Genomic DNA, 18,061 nt, shown 5'->3' on the forward strand with positions numbered 1-18,061 from the left:
CAGAAGATAATTCGGGGAAGTGGATTCAAGCAGACAACCCTGTGAGGCTAAGTCTGGCGACCCGGCGCTGACGCGCCTTAAGCCTCTCGGGTTCGTGAATGCAAGAACGTTATAAGAAAGTCGGGCTAGACAAAACAAGAGCAATTTAAAATCTTGAATGAGTAAATTGATTCTTATAGAACCAACAGTACAGCAAGTAGAGCATTTCTAAAAAAGTTAGTCTAACATGAATACTAAGACTTCAACAGAAGCGAAGCGTTGCGAGTATCCTTCGAGACTGATGCACAACGCGGCCGCCGTAAAAAACATAACATGTAGGTTCGTCAAGAAGGTAATGCTTGGCTTATGTTAATTTTGATCAAACAGCGATTTGAAATGAGCAATAATGTTAGATAAGTTACGTAGTGAGGATTTCGCGAACCAGTACAAAAGTTAGGGATGATGAATCGAGTTTGAAGAATTTGGAGTAGGTTGCTACGTGAATCGATTTGGTAGCTAGTAAGCAGGTCGAGTAAAGTCGAAAGCAGGATTGAAAACGAAAATTAGTTAGTTAGCCAGACTTCGACTGAAGTGGAACGTTGCGATGATCGGAAGTCTGGACAGTTACAGCTCGACCGCCGAAATAAAGAAAATCAAGAGCTTGAGGTGTTAGAAGGAATGTACGAGCATGAATCTGAAATATATTAATGAGAAGCAGCAAGAGATATGAAGGTAACTCAAAGAAGGCCCGACCATCTTATAACACCGCATTCACGCATCGGGGCTGGCGCCCCTCGGTCCGCAAGAAGAGTTTTCGAGGAAGTAGATTCGGCGGACAACCTCCTGCGGAGGTTCGTGAATGCAAGAACGTTATGTGAAAGTCAACACGAAGTGTATCAAGAAGAAAGACCCAACCCAATCCATTGAGGTGAATATTCCCGACAAGCGAGAAGCGAGGAAGCATGAATCAGGACAAGTTTGTTGTATCGGTGCTACTCGATAGGTCCTGCTTCTAGAGGTCGGGAACATTCGAATGGATTGGGTTGGTGCATAATTCCTTAATTTCTAATGCCCTTGTTCGATCGAAAGAAGTTCATTCCTAATAGTTTGTTGACTAACGAGAATCGTTATGATTTGGTAGTATTAGGAATGAAGGGAACGATCGAATCGATTTTGATTTCATAGGCAGGGAAGCGAGGAACTTTGATACAGGATGGTTAACAAGTGACAGCCAGTGGATTGGATCATACGAGTAACCTGCCACGCCAAGAATGGCGTGCTAATGTTTACTCTGGAGGAGGTTGTCACTTGTAAAACCTGTATCTAAGTTCCAAAAACTCAAAGAAGCGAATGAAATCAAAATCGAACAAGGGCAAGGAAATTAAGGAATTATGCGGGTAGCTCAGTTGACCATCACATAACACCGTATTCACGCATCGGTCGCTGAAGCTCCCTCGGTCTGCCGGTAGATGATTCAGGGAAGTGGATTCAGGCAGACAACCCTGCGAGGCTAAGTCTCCGACCCGCCGCTACGCGGCTTAAGCCTCTCTGATTCGTGAATACAAGAACGTTATATGAAATCCGAAGCTGGACAAGGGAGAACCCCTCCGACCTAAGCAATCATGAAGTGATTCACGACTAGGGTTGAGCAGGGAGGAACGAATGAGGACGGAATAGTTAGTTGGAGCGTGGAGTAATTGTCCTCATTCTAACGGTCGTGAACCACAGATTGCTAGGTCGGCGCATAATTTCTTAATTTTTCAAGGCTCTTGTTCAAGATCGATTCTAAAAACCGTTCATATTAGTTAGTAGGACAACGTGTTACGTTGTTGATTTTGAAGTTTGTATATGAACGGATAAGAATCGATTATTGATTTCATTGGCGAGGAAGTGTGGAATTTCATATACAGGAACATAAACAAGTGGCGAGCAGCGATGGTATAATATGGAGTAACCTTCCACGCAAGGTTTGCGTTATTCTAATGTTTACTCCTAAAAGCCTGCCACTTGTTAAACCTGTATATGAAATTCTAAAGAGCAAAGAAGTCAATGAAATCAAAAGATGAACAAGAGCAACGAAAATTAAGAAATTATGCTGGGGTTTAATCAGATGGACTTCATATAACAACGTATTCACGCAGCGCTCGCTGGCGCTCCCTTGGTCTGCTGGAAGATGATTCGGAGAAGTGGATTCAGGCAGACAATCCTGCGAGGCTAAGTCTTCGACCCGGCGCTGAAGCGCCTTAAGCCTCTCGGATTCGTGAATACGAAGACGTTATAAGAAAGTCGGGCTAGACAAAACAAGAGCAATTTAAAATCTTGAATGAGTAAATTGATTCTTATAGAACCAACAGTACAGCAAGTAGAGCATTTCTAAAAAAGTTAGTCTAACATGAATACTAAGACTTCAACAGAAGCGAAGCGTTGCGAGTATCCTTCGAGATTGATGCACAACGCGGCCGCCGTAAAAAGCAAAACATGTAGGTTCGTCAAGAAGATAGCGCTTGGTTTATGTTAATTTTGATCAAACAGCGATTTGAAATGAGCAATGATATTAGACAAGTTACGTAGTGAGGATTTCGCGAACCAGTACTAAAGTTAGTGATGATGAATCGAGTTTGAAGAAATTGGATAAGGTTGCTACGTGAATCGATTTGGTAGCTAGTAGTGAGCAGTTGAGTGAAGTCGAAAGCAGGATTGAAACCGAAAATTAGTTAGTTAGCCAGACTTCGACTAAAGTGGAACGTTGCGATGGTCGGAAGTCTGGACAGCTACAGCGCGGCCGCCGAAATAAAGAAAATCAAGAGCTTGAGGTGTTAGAAGGAATGTAAGCAGCATGAACCCGAAGTATAACGATGAAAGCAGCAAGAAATATGAAGGTAACTCAAAGAAGGCCCGACCATCTTATAACACCGCATTCACGCATCGGGGCTGGCGCCCCTCGGTCCGCAAGAAGAGTTTTCGAGGAAGTGGATTCGGCGGACAACCTCCTGCGGAGGTTCGTGAATGCAAGAACGTTAACTGAAAGATAGGCATAGAATTACTGTTTGATAGTATGACGATGAAGTAGTTAAGACTATAACTATCCGATGATGAAGTGGTATTCGAAGCAATATTAAAGCGATTTGAGTCACGAGAGTAATATGATGCTCTAAAGTCATTGGAAAACCAACATTGAATTGAAAAGCAAAAAATGTTGAAGATCAAAGACGGTTTGAAGATCAAGAACGAATTGAAGACCAAGAGCGAATTTAAGAATAAGAATGATTTGAAGGCCAAGAGCGGATTTAAGACCAGGAACGAATTGAAGACCAAGAGCGGAATTAAGACCGAGAACGAATTGAAGACCAAGAGCGGAATTAAGACCAAGAACGAATTGAAGATCAAGAGCGGATTTAAGATCATGAACGAATTGAAGAACAACAACGGATTAAGAGATCAAGAACGAATTGAAGATCAAGAGCGAATGGAATATCAAGGACATATTGAGTTTATTCGAAGATGGCCTATCCATCAGTTAACACCGCATTCACGCATCGGGGCTGGCGCCCCTCGGTCTGCCAGGAGATCATTCGGGGAAGCGGAATCAGGCAGACAACCCTGCAAGGCTAAGTGGCGGAGCCACCCGGCGCTGCGCGCCTTAAGCCTTTCGGGTTCGTGAATGCAAGAACGTTAAGTGAAAGCCAGCCCGAAGTAAATCATGAAGAAAATCCCAACCCAATCCATCAAGAGGTTGATCCCGACCTGGGAGAAGCGAGGAAGTGTGAATCAGGACAAGTTAGTTTGATCGATGAAACACGATCAGTCCTGCTTCTAGATGTCGGGAACAACCGGATGGATTGAGTTGGTGCATAATTCCTTAATTTCGAATGCCCTAGTTCGATCAATTCAGATTCATTCCTAATAGTTAGTTGACAACCAATTCTCGGTGTTGTCTTGGAACTATTATTAGGAATGAAGGAATTGATCTAGGATTTTGATTTCAAAGGCAGTGGAGCGAGGAACTTAGATACAGGATGGTTAACAAGTGACAGCCAGTAGGATGGATCATACGAGTAACCTGCCACGCCAAGATTGTCGTGCTAATGTTTACTCTAGAGGAGGCTGTCACTTGTAAAACCTGTATCTAAGTTCCAAAACACAAAGAAGTGAATGAAATCAAAATCGAACAAGGGCAAGGAAATTAAGGAATTATGCGGGTAGCTCAGCTGGCCATCACTTAACACCGTATTCACGCATCGGGTCTGCGCCCCTCGGTCTGCAGGAAGATTTTTCGAAGTAGCGGATTCAGCAGACAACCCTGCACTGGCTAAGTCTGACGACCCGCTCGCTAACGCTCACTTAAGCCAGTGAGGGTTCGTGAATACAAGAACGTTATGTGAAAGTCAACACGAAGTGTATCAAGAAGAAAGACCCAACCCAATCCATTGAGGTGAATATTCCCGACAAGCGAGAAGCGAGGAAGCATGAATCAGGACAAGTTTGTTGTATCGGTGCAACTCGATAGGTCCTGCTTCTAGAGGTCGGGAACATTCGAATGGATTGGGTTGGTGCATAATTCCTTAATTTCTAATGCCCTTGTTCGATCGAAAGAAGTTCATTCCTAATAGTTTGTTGACTAACGAGAATCGTTATGATTTGGTAGTATTAGGAATGAAGGGAACGATCGAATCGATTTTGATTTCATAGGCAGGGAAGCGAGGAACTTTGATACAGGATGGTTAACAAGTGACAGCCAGTGGATTGGATCATACGAGTAACCTGCCACGCCAAGAATGGCGTGCTAATGTTTACTCTGGAGGAGGTTGTCACTTGTAAAACCTGTATCTAAGTTCCAAAAACTCAAAGAAGCGAATGAAATCAAAATCGAACAAGGGCAAGGAAATTAAGGAATTATGCGGGTAGCTCAGTTGACCATCACATAACACCGTATTCACGCATCGGTCGCTGAAGCTCCCTCGGTCTGCCGGTAGATGATTCAGGGAAGTGGATTCAGGCAGACAATCCTGCGAGGCTAAGTCTCCGACCCGCCGCTACGCGGCTTAAGCCTCTCGGATTCGTGAATACGAAGACGTTATGTGAAAGTCAACACGAAGTGTATCAAGAAGCAAGACCCAACCCAATCCATTGAGGTGAATATTCCCGACAAGCGAGAAGCGAGGAAGCATGAATCAGGACAAGTTTGTTGTATCGGTGCTACTCGATAGGTCCTGCTTCTAGAGGTCGGGAACATTCGAATGGATTGGGTTGGTGCATAATTCCTTAATTTCTAATGCCCTTGTTCGATCGAAAGAAGTTCATTCCTAATAGTTTGTTGACTAACGAGAATCGTTATGATTTGGTAGTATTAGGAATGAAGGGAACGATCGAATCGATTTTGATTTCATAGGCAGGGAAGCGAGGAACTTTGATACAGGATGGTTAACAAGTGACAGCCAGTGGATTGGATCATACGAGTAACCTGCCACGCCAAGAATGGCGTGCTAATGTTTACTCTGGAGGAGGTTGTCACTTGTAAAACCTGTATCTAAGTTCCAAAAACTCAAAGAAGCGAATGAAATCAAAATCGAACAAGGGCAAGGAAATTAAGGAATTATGCGGGTAGCTCAGTTGACCATCACATAACACCGTATTCACGCATCGGTCGCTGAAGCTCCCTCGGTCTGCCGTAGATGATTCAGGGAAGCGGATTCAGGCAGACAATCCTGCGAGGCTAAGTCTCCGACCCGCCGCTACGCGGCTTAAGCCTCTCGGATTCGTGAATACGAAGACGTTATATGAAATCCGAAGCTGGACAAGGGAGAACCCCTCCGACCTGAGCAATCATGAAGTGATTCACGACTAGGGTTGAGCATGGAGGAAGGAATGAGGACGGAATAGTTAGTTGGAGCGTGGAGTGATTGTCCTCATTCTAACGGTCGTGAACCACAGATTGCTAGGTCGGCGCATAATTTCTTAATTTTTCAAGGCTCTTGTTCAAGATCGATTCTAAAAACCGTTCATATTAGTTAGTTGGCCAACGTGTTACGTTGTTGGTTTTAAAGTTTATATATGAACGGATAAGAATCGATTTTTGATTTCATTGGCGAGGAAGCGTGGAATTTCATATACAGGAATGTAAACAAGTGGCGAGCATGGATGGTATAATATGGAGTAACCTTTAACGCAAGGGTTGCGTTACTAATGTTTACTCCTAAAAGCCTGCCACTTGTTAAACCTGTATATGAAATTCCAAAGCGCAAAGAAGTAAATGAAATCAAAAGATGAACAAGAGCAACGAAAATTAAGAAATTATGCTGGGGTTTAGTCAGATGGACTTCATATAACACCGCATTCACGCTGCGGGTGTCGCCGCTCACTTCCAATGTCGGAAGATGGGCGGCTATTTCTCATATACGCTGACGGTACAGCAAGGATATAATTGGCGGAGGGGCAGCCTGAATGTGCCGACAATCATAAGGAGTTAAGGCGATTGACAAAAAAAACAGGGAGACGTCAAGGTTTGGCGGCCTCGTCTCCCTGTTCACCACAGCTTTCGCCTCTATTATCGTAGTGGATTGGGACATCGATGTAAAGAGCTATTTATTACGATGCGAGGACGGCTTGCCGGAAGCCGACCGGCCTGTCGGATGCAAGCACTGTCACTCCGAGCGCAAGCCGCATCGGCACGGGAAGTTTACGCGTATGCTGTACACGCTGGAGGAGGCGCTCTCCATCCCTATATTCCGTTTTCGATGTCCAGACTGCGAGCGTGCGATTAGCATCGTGCCTTCTTTCGTGGAGCGGCATCATCAGGCAGCGGTCGATGTCAAGGAGACCGTCGTCCTCGCGGGAGAGGATGGCTTGAGCTTGTCTGAGATCGCAGCAGAAAGCCAGGCGTATGCGGGCGGACCCTACGCCGAGAAGACGCTATGGCGATGGCGTCGATGCTGGGAGCAGCGTCGAATTGCGCAAGAAGCTCGGGTGTGGGCAACGCTTTTTCATGAAGGCATGGATGCGGCCTTACCTCGCGAACGCCGCTCTGCCTGGAAGGCGCTGTGGGCCGCTTGGCGTCAGCTTGAACGCCCGGGCAGGCTCCTTTCTGTCTTCTTGCGAATGGAACGCTCATTTCAGGTGACGGTAGGCCCACTTCATCCCACAAAAGCTGGGTATGGCTGAGGGTGCCTCTTTCCCCTCACAATGGACGGAGGATACCCTGTACCCATGAACATGCTGAAGGAGGATGAACCATGTCTCATCAGATTACAAAGGAACAGATTGCCCTAGCGCGGTATGCGCTTATTGCCCCCATCGTCAGCCGTCAAACCCCGCTTGCGCCGGGGGAGCTGGGAGCGTGGCTTCGCGAAACCGCAAGCCGCATGTACGAGCTTCCCGGAAGTCGTCGTCAGCAGGTCAGCGTTCGGACGCTGGAACGGTACCTGGAAGCGTACCGCAAGGGGGGATGGGAGGCGCTGATGCCGCGCGAGCGAGCAACAGACGGACGTACCCGGCTGGCTCCAAGCTTACTGCAGCAAGCCATTGAGCTGCGACGGCAACGGCCAGCTCGCAGCGTGGAGCAGCTGATCTTCCTGCTCGAAGAGAGCGGAGCAGCCGCCCCGGGCCAAATCGCCGTTAGCACATTAGCCAGGCACCTCAGACGAGCTGGCGTCAGCCGCGGACAAGTCATAGAAGCGACTTCGGCTCAGACGTTTCGCCGCTTTGAGGCGGAAGATATATTAGAGCTGCTGCAGGCAGACTTCAAGCACTTCGTCTACTTGCCTGATCCGAAGGAGCCGAAGAAGAAGCGAAAGACCATTCTGCTGGCCATCCTCGATGACTACAGCCGATACGTGGTGCAGGCTCAAATCTATTGGGACGAGCAACTGCCTCGGCTAGAGGACAGCTTGAAAAAAGCAATCCTCCGTCACGGCATTCCGGAGATGTTCTATTGTGACAACGGCTCCGCTTTCTCGGCTCACCATTTAGCCCGTATTTGCGGGCGGCTCGGTATTGAGCTTCGGCATAGTAGACCTTACCGGCCTCAAGGTCGTGGGAAGGTAGAGCGTCTGTTCCAGTTTGTCGATAGCAGCTTCCGCCCCGAGGTGCAGGCGCTCATCGACCGGGGAGAAGTGACGACGCTGGAGGACGTAAACAAAGCGCTTCGCAGCTGGCTGGATGGTTACTACCATCTCCGCGTGCACAGCAGCACGAAACAGACGCCGCATGAACGCTTCGAGGCAAGCACGAAGGCGCGCAAGCGCAGGCCGCTTACCGAGTTGAATGAGATGTTCCTATGGGAAGAGGAGCGCACCGTAGACAAAACCGGCTGTATCCAGCTGTCCGGTAACACCTATGAGGTCGACAGCGAGCTTGCCCGTAAGCGAATCGCGCTTCGATACGATCCGTACGACTTGACAGAGCTGCAGGTCTGGTTCGAGGGCAAGCGATACGCCGATGCGGTGCCGATCGATCTGAAAAAGCGTCGCAAGCGCAAGCCGGATGAAGTGAAGCCTGTAGAGGTCGAGACGTCGGCGGAGACATTGTCGTTCGTTGAGCTTGCCGAGAAGAAGCGTCAGGCGCAGTGGGAGCAAGATGAAGTGAGCTATGCACAGCGTCAAGGTGGTGAGGTGCGATGACACGACGTCCCTTTACGCGCGAGGTGGAGCCGTGCTACGAGTTTCAAGGACACCGGGAAGCGTACGCCCGACTAAGCATGGCGGTCGAGAACCGGCTGCTCGGTGTCTTGACCGGTGAAGTGGGCAGCGGAAAATCCGCTCTATTGCGGCGTTTATTCCGATCGCTGGACACGATGCGCACGCATCCGATCTACATCAGCATGGCGGACCTGAAGCCAAGAGACTTTTACGGACAGCTTCTGGCGCACGTCGATGAAGAGGCCCCTTACTCCGTCGCGAAGGCGCGTCGGTTGTGGGGCGAGGTGATGTCTCGGCGGGAGGCGCAGGGAGAGCGCAACATTCTCGTCGTCATCGACGAAGCGCACGAAATGAACGAAGCGATGCTGCTGGAGCTGCGCTTTGTGATGAGTCACCAGATGGATGCGAGGTCGCTATTCCCTGTACTGCTTGCGGGTCAGCCGGAGCTACGGAAGAAGCTACGCTTGAAGAAGTATGAGTCGATTAGCCAGCGCATCGGCATCCAGTACCATCTAAGCGGGATGAGCCGTGAGGAGACGGCGGGCTACGTCCGTCATCATATGGGAGCGGCTGAGCTGCAGCGGCCTGTGTTTTCCGACAGTGCGATCCAGATGCTGCACGCAGCAAGCCAAGGCATCCCACGAGTGGTGAACCAAATTTGCAGCCAAGCGCTCTATGACGTCGAGCGTTCGGACGCCGAAGTAGTCGAGGATGGGCACATTGGGCGTGTGCTGTCTGATATGGACCGACAGCGAGGGACGGCGGGATAACCGCCGTTTTTCCGCTACTGCGATAATTGGCGTTAGCATTCTCAATGGAGTGACGTGGCTGACGCACAAACGCTCACGTCATTGGCGGTGATGATTGCACCGACAAATTACGTGAGCGTTGACATGCGGGCTGGCGCCCTTGGTCTGCTAGGAGATCATTCGGGGAAGCGGATTCAGGCAGACAACCCTGCGTGGCTAAGTCTGGCGACCCGGCGCTAACGCGCCTTAAGCCTCTCGGGTTCGTGAATGCAAGAACGTTAGACGAAACCAACGCTAGAATAAACCAATAACCAAATACGATCATATTAGAGATCTATTGTGACGTGAAGATCGGTTTACTTTACCGCGAGTTGTCATGGCTTGTGCTTAGTATGAATTCCGAAAAACCATCAGCGAAGGAAGTTAGTTTGATGTTTGGTTTACATTTGAGTCAGTTGGTCGAGGTTCCATGATAAGTCAGAGTGTACTCGAAACGATGAGTAAAAGGCCGAATCTAAAAGATAATTGAAGAGTTAGCCGCGAAGATCAGTCATAGTGGGTTGAAAGTACGAGCGCGCGTAAGAAACAGAGATTGACAAGAAACCGAAGCTGAAGCACCCTTTGTAATAATGATTTTAAGAGCGATTTTAAGAGCGATTTTAAGAGCGATTTTAAGAGCGATTTTAAGAGCGATTTTAAGAGCGATTTTAAGAGCGATTTTAAGAGCGATTTTAAGAGCGATTTTAAGAGCGATTTTAAGAGCGATTTTGGAGAGGGTTTTAGGCAGCGAAGTCAATGATGAAGAACCAGTTTGTGGGAGTAGCTCGAAGAGGGCCGTTGGCATCGTCTAACACCGCATTCACGCATCGGGCTGACGCCCTCGGTCTGCCAGAAGATAATTCGGAGAAGTGGATTCAGGCAGACAACCCTGCGAGGCTAAGTCTTCGACCCGGCGCTGACGCGCCTTAAGCCTCTCGGGTTCGTGAATGCAAGAACGTTATATGAAATCCGAAGCTGGACAAGGGAGAACCCCTCCGACCTAAGCAATCAAGAAGTGATTCACGACCTGGGTTGAGCAGGGAGGAACGAATGAGGACGGAATAGTTAGTTGGAGCGTGGAGTGAATGTCCTCATTCTAACGGTCGTGAACCACAGATTGCTAGGTCGGCGCATAATTTCTTAATTTTTCAAGGCTCTTGTTCAAGATCGATTCTAAAACCGTTCATATTAGTTAGTTGGACAACGTGTTACGTTGTTGGTTTTGAAGTTTGCATATGAACGGATAAGAATCGATTATTGATTTCATTGGCGAGGAAGTGTGGAATTTCATATACAGGAACATAAACAAGTGGCAAGTAGCGATGGTATAATATGGAGTAACCTTCCACGCAAGGGTTGCGTTTTTCTAATGTTTACTCCTAAAAGCCTGCCACTTGTTAAACCTGTATATGAAATTCCAAAGCGCAAAGAAGTAAATGAAATCAAAAGATGAACAAGAGCAACGAAAATTAAGAAATTATGCTGGGGTTTAGTCAGATGGACTTCATATAACACCGCATTCACGCTGCGGGCTGGCGCCCTTGGTCTGCTAGGAGATCATTCGGGGAAGCGGATTCAGGCAGACAACCCTGCGAGGCTAAGTCTTCGACCCGGCGCTACGCGCCTTAAGCCTCTCGGGTTCGTGAATGCAAGAACGTTATGCGAAACCTCGGAAAATAATGAAAACATATTAAAGGACATTAATCATGAATCAATTTGAACTGAGGATTTTAAATCAGCATTTTTTAACAAATGAGCTCGCAGAACCCTGCTCACATGGACAGATCTTACTTAAAGTAAATACAACTATTATTTCTGATGAAGATGATGGCGATTGGGTTATTAATGAGGCTGCTCTCTCTTTGTTGAGAACTGTAAGGTATGGGTTTCCTGATCCGAATGTTGCGCCACCAAGATATTATTCAGAAGGCATACAAGAAGAAACATTAATTAATTGTTGCGGTGCGTACATGCTGTTCTGCTCATCAAATATTAAATGGGAAGTTCGATTATTAGGTCAAGTAGTTAGATTAGCAAGATTTATTAAAGATGATCATTTGGATTACGGAGATCTCCAAGTGACTTTAAAAACGGTTGATTATGCAAAAATTGTCTACGAGTTTGCAGACCAATCCTTGAATTTTTATAACGGCAAGAATGTTGATGTGTCAGGCTGGGAACAGTTTGAGGGGCAATACATAGAATTCTGGAATGAGTATAAGGAACATATGGAATACATTAAAGCCAAATACCTTATGTAGCACATCCAAAGGAGCCCGAGGCATCGCATAACACCGCATTCACGCATCGGGCTGACGCCCTCGGTCGCAGACGTAGATTCGAAGAAGTGGTTGCTGCGACAACCTCCTCCGGAGGTTCGTGAATGCGAGAGACGTTATATGAAATCCGAAGCTGGACAAGGGAGAACCCCTCCGACCTAAGCAATCATGAAGTGATTCACGACTAGGGTTGAGCAGGGAGGAACGAATGAGGACGGAATAGTTAGTTGGAGCGTGGAGTAATTGTCCTCATTCTAACGGTCGTGAACCACAGATTGCTAGGTCGGCGCATAATTTCTTAATTTTTCAAGGCTCTTGTTCAAGATCGATTCTAAAAACCGTTCATATTAGTTAGTAGGACAACGTGTTACGTTGTTGATTTTGAAGTTTGTATATGAACGGATAAGAATCGATTATTGATTTCATTGGCGAGGAAGTGTGGAATTTCATATACAGGAACATAAACAAGTGGCGAGCAGCGATGGTATAATATGGAGTAACCTTCCACGCAAGGTTTGCGTTATTCTAATGTTTACTCCTAAAAGCCTGCCACTTGTTAAACCTGTATATGAAATTCTAAAGAGCAAAGAAGTCAATGAAATCAAAAGATGAACAAGAGCAACGAAAATTAAGAAATTATGCTGGGGTTTAATCAGATGGACTTCATATAACAACGTATTCACGCAGCGCTCGCTGGCGCTCCCTTGGTCTGCTGGAAGATGATTCGGAGAAGTGGATTCAGGCAGACAATCCTGCGAGGCTAAGTCTTCGACCCGGCGCTGAAGCGCCTTAAGCCTCTCGGATTCGTGAATACGAAGACGTTATCCGAAACCCCTGAAAAGCAATATATTATAAAACCTAAAGGAAGAATACTCATGCAAATTCAAGGTATAAGTCACTTATGCTTTTCAGTGTCTGATTTAACTAAATCTATTATGTTTTATCAGCAAGTTTTTGGAGCAAAGATATTAGTAAAGGGCAGAAAGCTAGCTTATTTTGATTTAAATGGATTATGGATAGCTTTAAATGAGGAATCTGAAATTGAAAGAACCGAACAAAATAAATCATATACGCATATAGCATTTTCAATATTAGAAGAAGAATACGAGGCATTCAAAGATAAATTTAGAGAATTAGATGTCAATATAATATCTGGAAGAGAGCGTGATGAAAGAGACAAGAGGTCCATTTATTTTACAGACCCAGACGGGCACAAATTTGAATTACACACAGGACAATTAAATGATAGGATGGAATATTATAGAAATAGTAAAGTGCACATGACATTTTTTAACTAAGGATGGAGTAAGACAAGAAACAGATTGATGTAAGTAACTCTAAGTAGTCAGGGGCATCGGATAACACCGTATTCACGCTGCGGTCGCTGACGCTCCCTTGGTCTGCCAGGGGAATTTCGAGGAAGCGGATTCAGGCAGACAACTCCTGCGAGGCTAAGTCCTTCGGACCCGGCGCTAACGCGCCTTAAGCCTCTCGGGTTCGTGAATACAAGAACGTTATAAGAAAGTCGGGCTAGACAAAACAAGAGCAATTTAAAATCTTGAATGAGTAAATTGATTCTTATAGAACCAACAGTACAGCAAGTAGAGCATTTCTAAAAAAGTTAGTCTACCCCCTGTGTCACAATAGTTGTCGTACCCCTCGATAAAAAGTATAGTAGAACCAGAGAGGCAGAGGTGACGGACGATGGCTAGATACAGTGAGGAATTGAAACGCAACATACAACTACGAATGATCCCCCCGCATAATGAATCTGTGAGTCAGATTGCAAGAGACAGCGGCCTGTCCGAAGGGACGCTGTACAAGTGGCAAAAAGAAGCCCGAGCGAACGGCGCTGTCGTTCCAGGTGGCGGAGCAGAGCCCGACAAATGGAGTAGTCGGGATAAGTTTTCGATTGTGCTGGAAACCGCTACGTTGAGCGAAGTCGAACTGGCCGAATACTGTCGTGCATAAGGACTCTACGCAGAACAGATTGAAGCTTGGCGGGATGCTTGTATGCAAGCCAATGGTGGACTCGCCCAACAGGCATCCCAGCTGCAAAAAGAACTCCGAACTAAAGAGCGAGAAATGAAAACGCTCACTCGGGAGTTAAAACGAAAGGAAGCTGCTCTAGCCGAAACGGCAGCGCTTCTCGTGCTGCGAAAAAAGGCACAGTCGATCTGGGGGGACCAAGAGGACGCATGATCAGTGCCTCAGATCGACGAATGGCCATGGAACTGATCCAAGAAGCAGTAGATGCTGGAGCCAAAGAAGAGGTGGCATGCCAAGATATCGGATTAACGCAGCGGACCTTGCAGCGGTGGCGCAAAGAGGGCGCACCGCAAGAGGATCAACGGCCGCATGCGGTAAGGCCTGCCCCATCCCACAAGCTAAGTGAAGTGGAACGACAACAGATTATCGAGGTCGTGAATCAGCCGGCATACAAGAGCCTTCCACCTAGCCAAATCGTACCACGACTGGCTGATGAGGGTGTCTACATGGCGTCCGAATCGACATTCTATCGCGTAATGCATGCTCATGGACAGCAGCACCATCGAGGTCGCAGTAAGAAGCCTGTTTCGAAGCCGTTAACGAGCCATTGTGCTGTGGCGGCCAACCAAGTGTGGATGTGGGACATCACCTGGCTACCTGGTCCTGTGAAGGGTTTATTCTACTACCTCTATCTCATCCTGGATCTATTCAGCCGAAAAATCGTAGGCTGGGAGGTATGGAATGAAGAATCCGCGGAGCATGCGAGCACATTGGTTCGTCGAACGGTCCTGAGCGAACAGTGCGTTGTGCGCAAGGAGCCGCTGGTCCTGCATTCGGATAACGGGAGTCCGATGAAGGGTGCCACTCTACTTGAAACGTTATACAGCCTAGGAATCACGCCCTCCAAAAGCAGGCCGCGTGTCAGCAACGATAACCCTTACGCCGAGTCGGTGTTTCGCACCTGCAAATACCGCCCCAGCTACCCGTTACATGGATTTAAGTCGACGACAGAAGCCCGTGAATGGGTACGGAAGTTCGTCCATTGGTATAACACTGAGCATCACCACAGCGGGCTTAATTTCCTGACCCCTAACCAAAGGCATAAGGGACTTGCTGAACAGATTTTTGAGAAGAGAAAGCGAGTGTACGAACAAGCTAGACAGGACAACCCAAGGCGGTGGTCCGGGAAGATAAGGAACTGGAGTCTAGACGAACGAGTGTATCTTAATCCCGAGAAAGTCCAGCACTCCATAGCTACAACAACGGCGACACAAGCCTGATTGACTCTATTTAATTTTCAAAGATTCACGACAACTATATTGACAAACACCGTTCCTAATAGTTTGTTGACTAACGAGAATCGTTATTTGTTGGTAGTATTAGGAATGAAGGGACGATCGAATCGATTTTGATTTCTTAGGCAGGGAAGGGAGGAACTTTGATACAGGACGGTTGACAAGTGACAGCCAGTAGATGGGATCATACGAGTAACCTTCCACGCCAAGAATGGCGTGCTAATGTTTACTCTGGAGGAGGCTGTCACTTGTAAAACCTGTATCTAAGTTCCAAAACTCAAAGAAGCGAATGAAATCAAAATCGAACAAGGGCAAGGAAATTAAGGAATTATGCGGGTAGCTCAGTTGACCATCACATAACACCGTATTCACGCATCGGTCGCTGAAGCTCCCTCGGTCTGCCGGTAGATGATTCGAAGAAGTGGATTCAGCAGACAATCCTGCGAGGCTAAGTCTTCGACCCGCCGCTCCGCGGCTTAAGCCTCTCGGATTCGTGAATACGAAGACGTTAGGTGAAATTACCGAAAGAATAAAAAATGAGGCAAAGTGATGAACGATCATTATCAAATCATTAATGACCCTTCCCAGGAAATATACAAGAAATTAGATGAACATATTAATACTTTTTGGGATTGGTCTAAAACTCAAGAACAAAAAATGGAATGGGAGACCAATTATTTAGATTGGTCATTAATCTGTACTATAACAGAGAGATTGTTTGAAACGACTGATCATACAGATTGGGCCCGAAGAACTGTTAATAATTTACTTTACATAATAGCTCGTGATAATGAGTGCGAAATAATAATAGGGCAACTTACAAAAAATCCATCAAGTTTTTTGTTTCTTGCTAAAGAGGCTTTATTTTATTCTGATTACGATGCGAGATGGCAGTTTGCGCATTATTTGACGAGAATCCTGTATAAGTGTCCAGATGCGATGGAGGTACTGCTTAGATACACAGAGGATAATGTTGAATATGTTAGAAGAAGAGCAATAGAAGCGATGAAAACTATTAATTAATAATCACTAGCGTTGCATTAATGTTCTCAGAATCATCATAATATTCACTCTAATTGTTCCGCAGACATGAAAAAATCCTTTACAATGGAATGGCAGGTAGTACCTGTCCATAATCCACTGAAAAGGATCAGCCATGGACAAGGATACCCTATTTTCTTCATTTGGTAAATGGATTTCTCCAATTTGTGCGAAGACGTTCACAGATCGTTTTCGTGAAATGGAACAAGATAAATATGTGAAGAAGCTTACAACATTGTCGTACCTTAAATTGTTCTTGCATGCGCAAATTCAGCAGCGAGACGGGCTTCGTGAAATAGCTGCCGATGTGCTTTGTGAAAACTTTCAAAGGGAACTCGGAATCCAATCGATCTCCGCCTCCCAGTTAAGCCGGAAGCATAATCAAGTCGACTCTTCCTTGCTGGAACAAGTATTCCAGTCGCTGGTGCAGCACATTCGCCGAAGCGAAGCTCCTCCTTCCCTTCGAAAAGATTTTAAGATCATCGACTCTACGACCATCGGACTTTGCCTGCAAAAATACAAATGGGCTGAGTTCCGGAAAACGAAAGCTGGAATCAAGCTACACTTTCGCCTGGCGTATATGGATGATGAAACTGCTGTTCCCGAGAAGGTCAACATGACACCTGCCAAGAAGAGTGATCGCAGTCAGTTGGATGACCTGGTCGACGAAGTGGGTTGCACCTACGTGTTTGATCGCGGCTATATCGACTACGCCAAGTTTGACGACTACTGCGACCGTGGCATTTTCTTTGTGACTCGGACGAAAAAGAATACCGCCATCCGTCAGATTGAGTCGTTTAAACTGCCAGCTGATGCTCGTGTGAAATCGGATGAAATGGTGTACATCGGAACACCGCAGAAGCGAATGGAAAACGTCTTGCGATTGATCCAAACGGAAGATACCGAAGGCAATCCGATTACCATTCTCACGAACCGCTTCGACTTAGAGGCGGATGAAATCGGACAAATCTACCGGGAACGCTGGGCGATTGAAACGTTTTTCAAATGGATGAAGCAGCACGTACGCATCAAGACATTTTATGGAACCAGTGAGCAAGCCGTTATGAATCAGGTGTGGATGGCACTCATCGCCTTTTGTCTGCTCGTGCTGGTGAAGATGGAAACGGGCACCAAACACAGTCTTCTGGATCTATACCGGTGGCTAAAGGTCTTGCTATGGAATTCAGCAGAAATCTGGATGGAACGTATTCATTACAAACCCAGTCGAACATCTGCAGGTAGGCGAAAGAGAGTTTAGTGCAATTGACAAAACATTGATCATATTACATATAATTACCAAATGGACAGGTTACCTTTATATGGGGGTCGACCTTTTGGCTGATTGACCCAGAATAAATGACTGAATTTTTTGTTATTAGTGATGATGAGTTTTATGCAACGCTAGTGAAAAAATATAAATTAAGCCGAAAGTCCTCCAAACAGTCAGAGTTTGATAAAATGATAAAATTCATTGATGTTAATATATATAAGTTTAACGAAAGCGATCACCAAACTATTAAATTAATTGAAGAACATATAAGAAAGACAAGAAATGATGGGATTCATGAACCCTACGAAAGCATAGGGAATGAGGTGAAGAATGCAATCTTAATAAATGACAATAATGTTGATGGAAGACTAAGAGTTGTCTATTCTCTTTTCGAAGATAATATTAATGCCTTATATAAAGTGGCTGAAGATTATAAAACTATTTTGCTAAAGATGTTACCTGATAAAGGATGAAAAATCATATTGTTAGCAGCTCAAAGAAGGCGGTAACATCACATAACACCGCATTCACGCTGCGGGCCGCTGTCGCGTCCCTTGGTCCGCCCGAGGATTTTCGAAGAAGTGGAGTCAGGCGGACAACCCTGCACTGCCTAACCGCATCGCGGCCGCTCCCTTTCGGTCGCTTAAGGCAGTGAGGGTTCGTGAATGCAAGAACGTTATGTGAAATTCTCGCAAAAATCTTAAAGGCGGAAAATCATGGATGATCAGATTGCCATACGAATAAAGGGAAGAAGACAGTTGTTGATAATTGGCAATAACTATTATTT

10 protein-coding genes and 1 pseudogene are annotated in these 18,061 nt (G+C 46.2%); 10 read left to right on the forward strand and 1 reads right to left on the reverse strand.

What is annotated here, in order from left to right; genetic code table 11:
- The first annotated feature begins 3,172 nt into the window (after positions 1 to 3,172).
- The 4 genes from PAE68_RS10165 to PAE68_RS10180 all read left to right on the forward strand — a co-directional run bounded on the left by PAE68_RS10165 (position 3,173) and on the right by PAE68_RS10180 (position 9,382).
- Positions 3,173 to 3,640: a hypothetical protein gene (locus PAE68_RS10165; RefSeq protein ID WP_281886584.1), complete on the forward strand. Its 468-nt coding sequence runs from the start codon at positions 3,173 to 3,175 to the stop codon at positions 3,638 to 3,640.
- A 2,942-nt stretch (positions 3,641 to 6,582) separates the two neighbouring features.
- Positions 6,583 to 7,137 (forward strand): hypothetical protein, encoded by a 555-nt coding sequence (locus tag PAE68_RS10170; protein ID WP_281886586.1) that lies wholly within the window; start codon positions 6,583 to 6,585, stop codon positions 7,135 to 7,137.
- Between the two features lie 71 nt (positions 7,138 to 7,208).
- On the forward strand, positions 7,209 to 8,594 hold the full coding sequence (locus tag PAE68_RS10175; protein WP_281886588.1) for a DDE-type integrase/transposase/recombinase: 1,386 nt from the start codon (positions 7,209 to 7,211) through the stop codon (positions 8,592 to 8,594).
- Positions 8,591 to 9,382, forward strand: a complete 792-nt coding sequence (locus PAE68_RS10180; RefSeq protein ID WP_281886590.1) for an ExeA family protein — start codon at positions 8,591 to 8,593, stop codon at positions 9,380 to 9,382. The genes PAE68_RS10175 and PAE68_RS10180 overlap by 4 nt, the downstream gene beginning before the upstream one ends.
- Positions 9,383 to 9,911: 529 nt before the next feature.
- On the opposite strand, the gene PAE68_RS10185 is transcribed toward PAE68_RS10180, so the two are convergent.
- Complete coding sequence (locus PAE68_RS10185) at positions 9,912 to 10,205, reverse strand: hypothetical protein (protein WP_281886592.1); 294 nt, start codon at positions 10,203 to 10,205, stop codon at positions 9,912 to 9,914.
- A 901-nt stretch (positions 10,206 to 11,106) separates the two neighbouring features.
- On the opposite strand from PAE68_RS10185, the gene PAE68_RS10190 reads away from it, so the two are divergent.
- The 6 genes and pseudogenes from PAE68_RS10190 (at position 11,107) to PAE68_RS10215 (ending at position 17,747) form a co-directional block, all read left to right on the forward strand.
- A complete protein-coding gene (locus PAE68_RS10190; protein ID WP_281886594.1) occupies positions 11,107 to 11,661 on the forward strand; it encodes a hypothetical protein in 555 nt (184 codons plus the stop codon).
- An 893-nt stretch (positions 11,662 to 12,554) separates the two neighbouring features.
- Positions 12,555 to 12,977 carry a metallothiol transferase FosB gene (gene fosB / locus PAE68_RS10195; RefSeq protein ID WP_281886534.1) on the forward strand — a complete coding sequence of 141 codons (423 nt, stop codon included), beginning with the start codon at positions 12,555 to 12,557 and terminating at the stop codon, positions 12,975 to 12,977.
- A gap of 406 nt (positions 12,978 to 13,383) precedes the next feature.
- Positions 13,384 to 14,948 (forward strand): annotated as a pseudogene (locus PAE68_RS10200) (IS3 family transposase).
- Positions 14,949 to 15,512: 564 nt separating this feature from the next.
- Positions 15,513 to 15,986, forward strand: coding sequence for a HEAT repeat domain-containing protein (locus PAE68_RS10205; protein WP_281886596.1), 474 nt, complete (start codon positions 15,513 to 15,515; stop codon positions 15,984 to 15,986).
- 133 nt (positions 15,987 to 16,119) lie between these two features.
- The gene (locus PAE68_RS10210) at positions 16,120 to 17,262 is read left to right on the forward strand and encodes an IS4 family transposase (protein WP_281886598.1); all 1,143 of its coding nucleotides are present in this window, start codon (positions 16,120 to 16,122) and stop codon (positions 17,260 to 17,262) included.
- 98 nt (positions 17,263 to 17,360) lie between these two features.
- Positions 17,361 to 17,747: a hypothetical protein gene (locus PAE68_RS10215; RefSeq protein ID WP_281886600.1), complete on the forward strand. Its 387-nt coding sequence runs from the start codon at positions 17,361 to 17,363 to the stop codon at positions 17,745 to 17,747.
- The last annotated feature ends 314 nt before the right edge of the window (positions 17,748 to 18,061 follow it).

Origin of the sequence: Paenibacillus sp. YYML68 (assembly GCF_027923405.1) — a bacterium.
In the GTDB taxonomy this organism is placed as follows: domain Bacteria; phylum Bacillota; class Bacilli; order Paenibacillales; family NBRC-103111; genus Paenibacillus_G.

Coding starts and splice junctions, on each gene's coding strand:
- PAE68_RS10185 (WP_281886592.1), bottom strand. CDS start 10,205: ATGCCAACGGCCCTCTTCGAGCTACTCCCACAAACTGGTTCTTCATCA.
- fosB (WP_281886534.1), top strand. CDS start 12,555: ATGCAAATTCAAGGTATAAGTCACTTATGCTTTTCAGTGTCTGATTTA.
- PAE68_RS10205 (WP_281886596.1), top strand. CDS start 15,513: ATGAACGATCATTATCAAATCATTAATGACCCTTCCCAGGAAATATAC.
- PAE68_RS10175 (WP_281886588.1), top strand. CDS start 7,209: ATGTCTCATCAGATTACAAAGGAACAGATTGCCCTAGCGCGGTATGCG.
- PAE68_RS10190 (WP_281886594.1), top strand. CDS start 11,107: ATGAATCAATTTGAACTGAGGATTTTAAATCAGCATTTTTTAACAAAT.
- PAE68_RS10165 (WP_281886584.1), top strand. CDS start 3,173: ATGTTGAAGATCAAAGACGGTTTGAAGATCAAGAACGAATTGAAGACC.
- PAE68_RS10215 (WP_281886600.1), top strand. CDS start 17,361: ATGACTGAATTTTTTGTTATTAGTGATGATGAGTTTTATGCAACGCTA.
- PAE68_RS10210 (WP_281886598.1), top strand. CDS start 16,120: ATGGACAAGGATACCCTATTTTCTTCATTTGGTAAATGGATTTCTCCA.
- PAE68_RS10180 (WP_281886590.1), top strand. CDS start 8,591: ATGACACGACGTCCCTTTACGCGCGAGGTGGAGCCGTGCTACGAGTTT.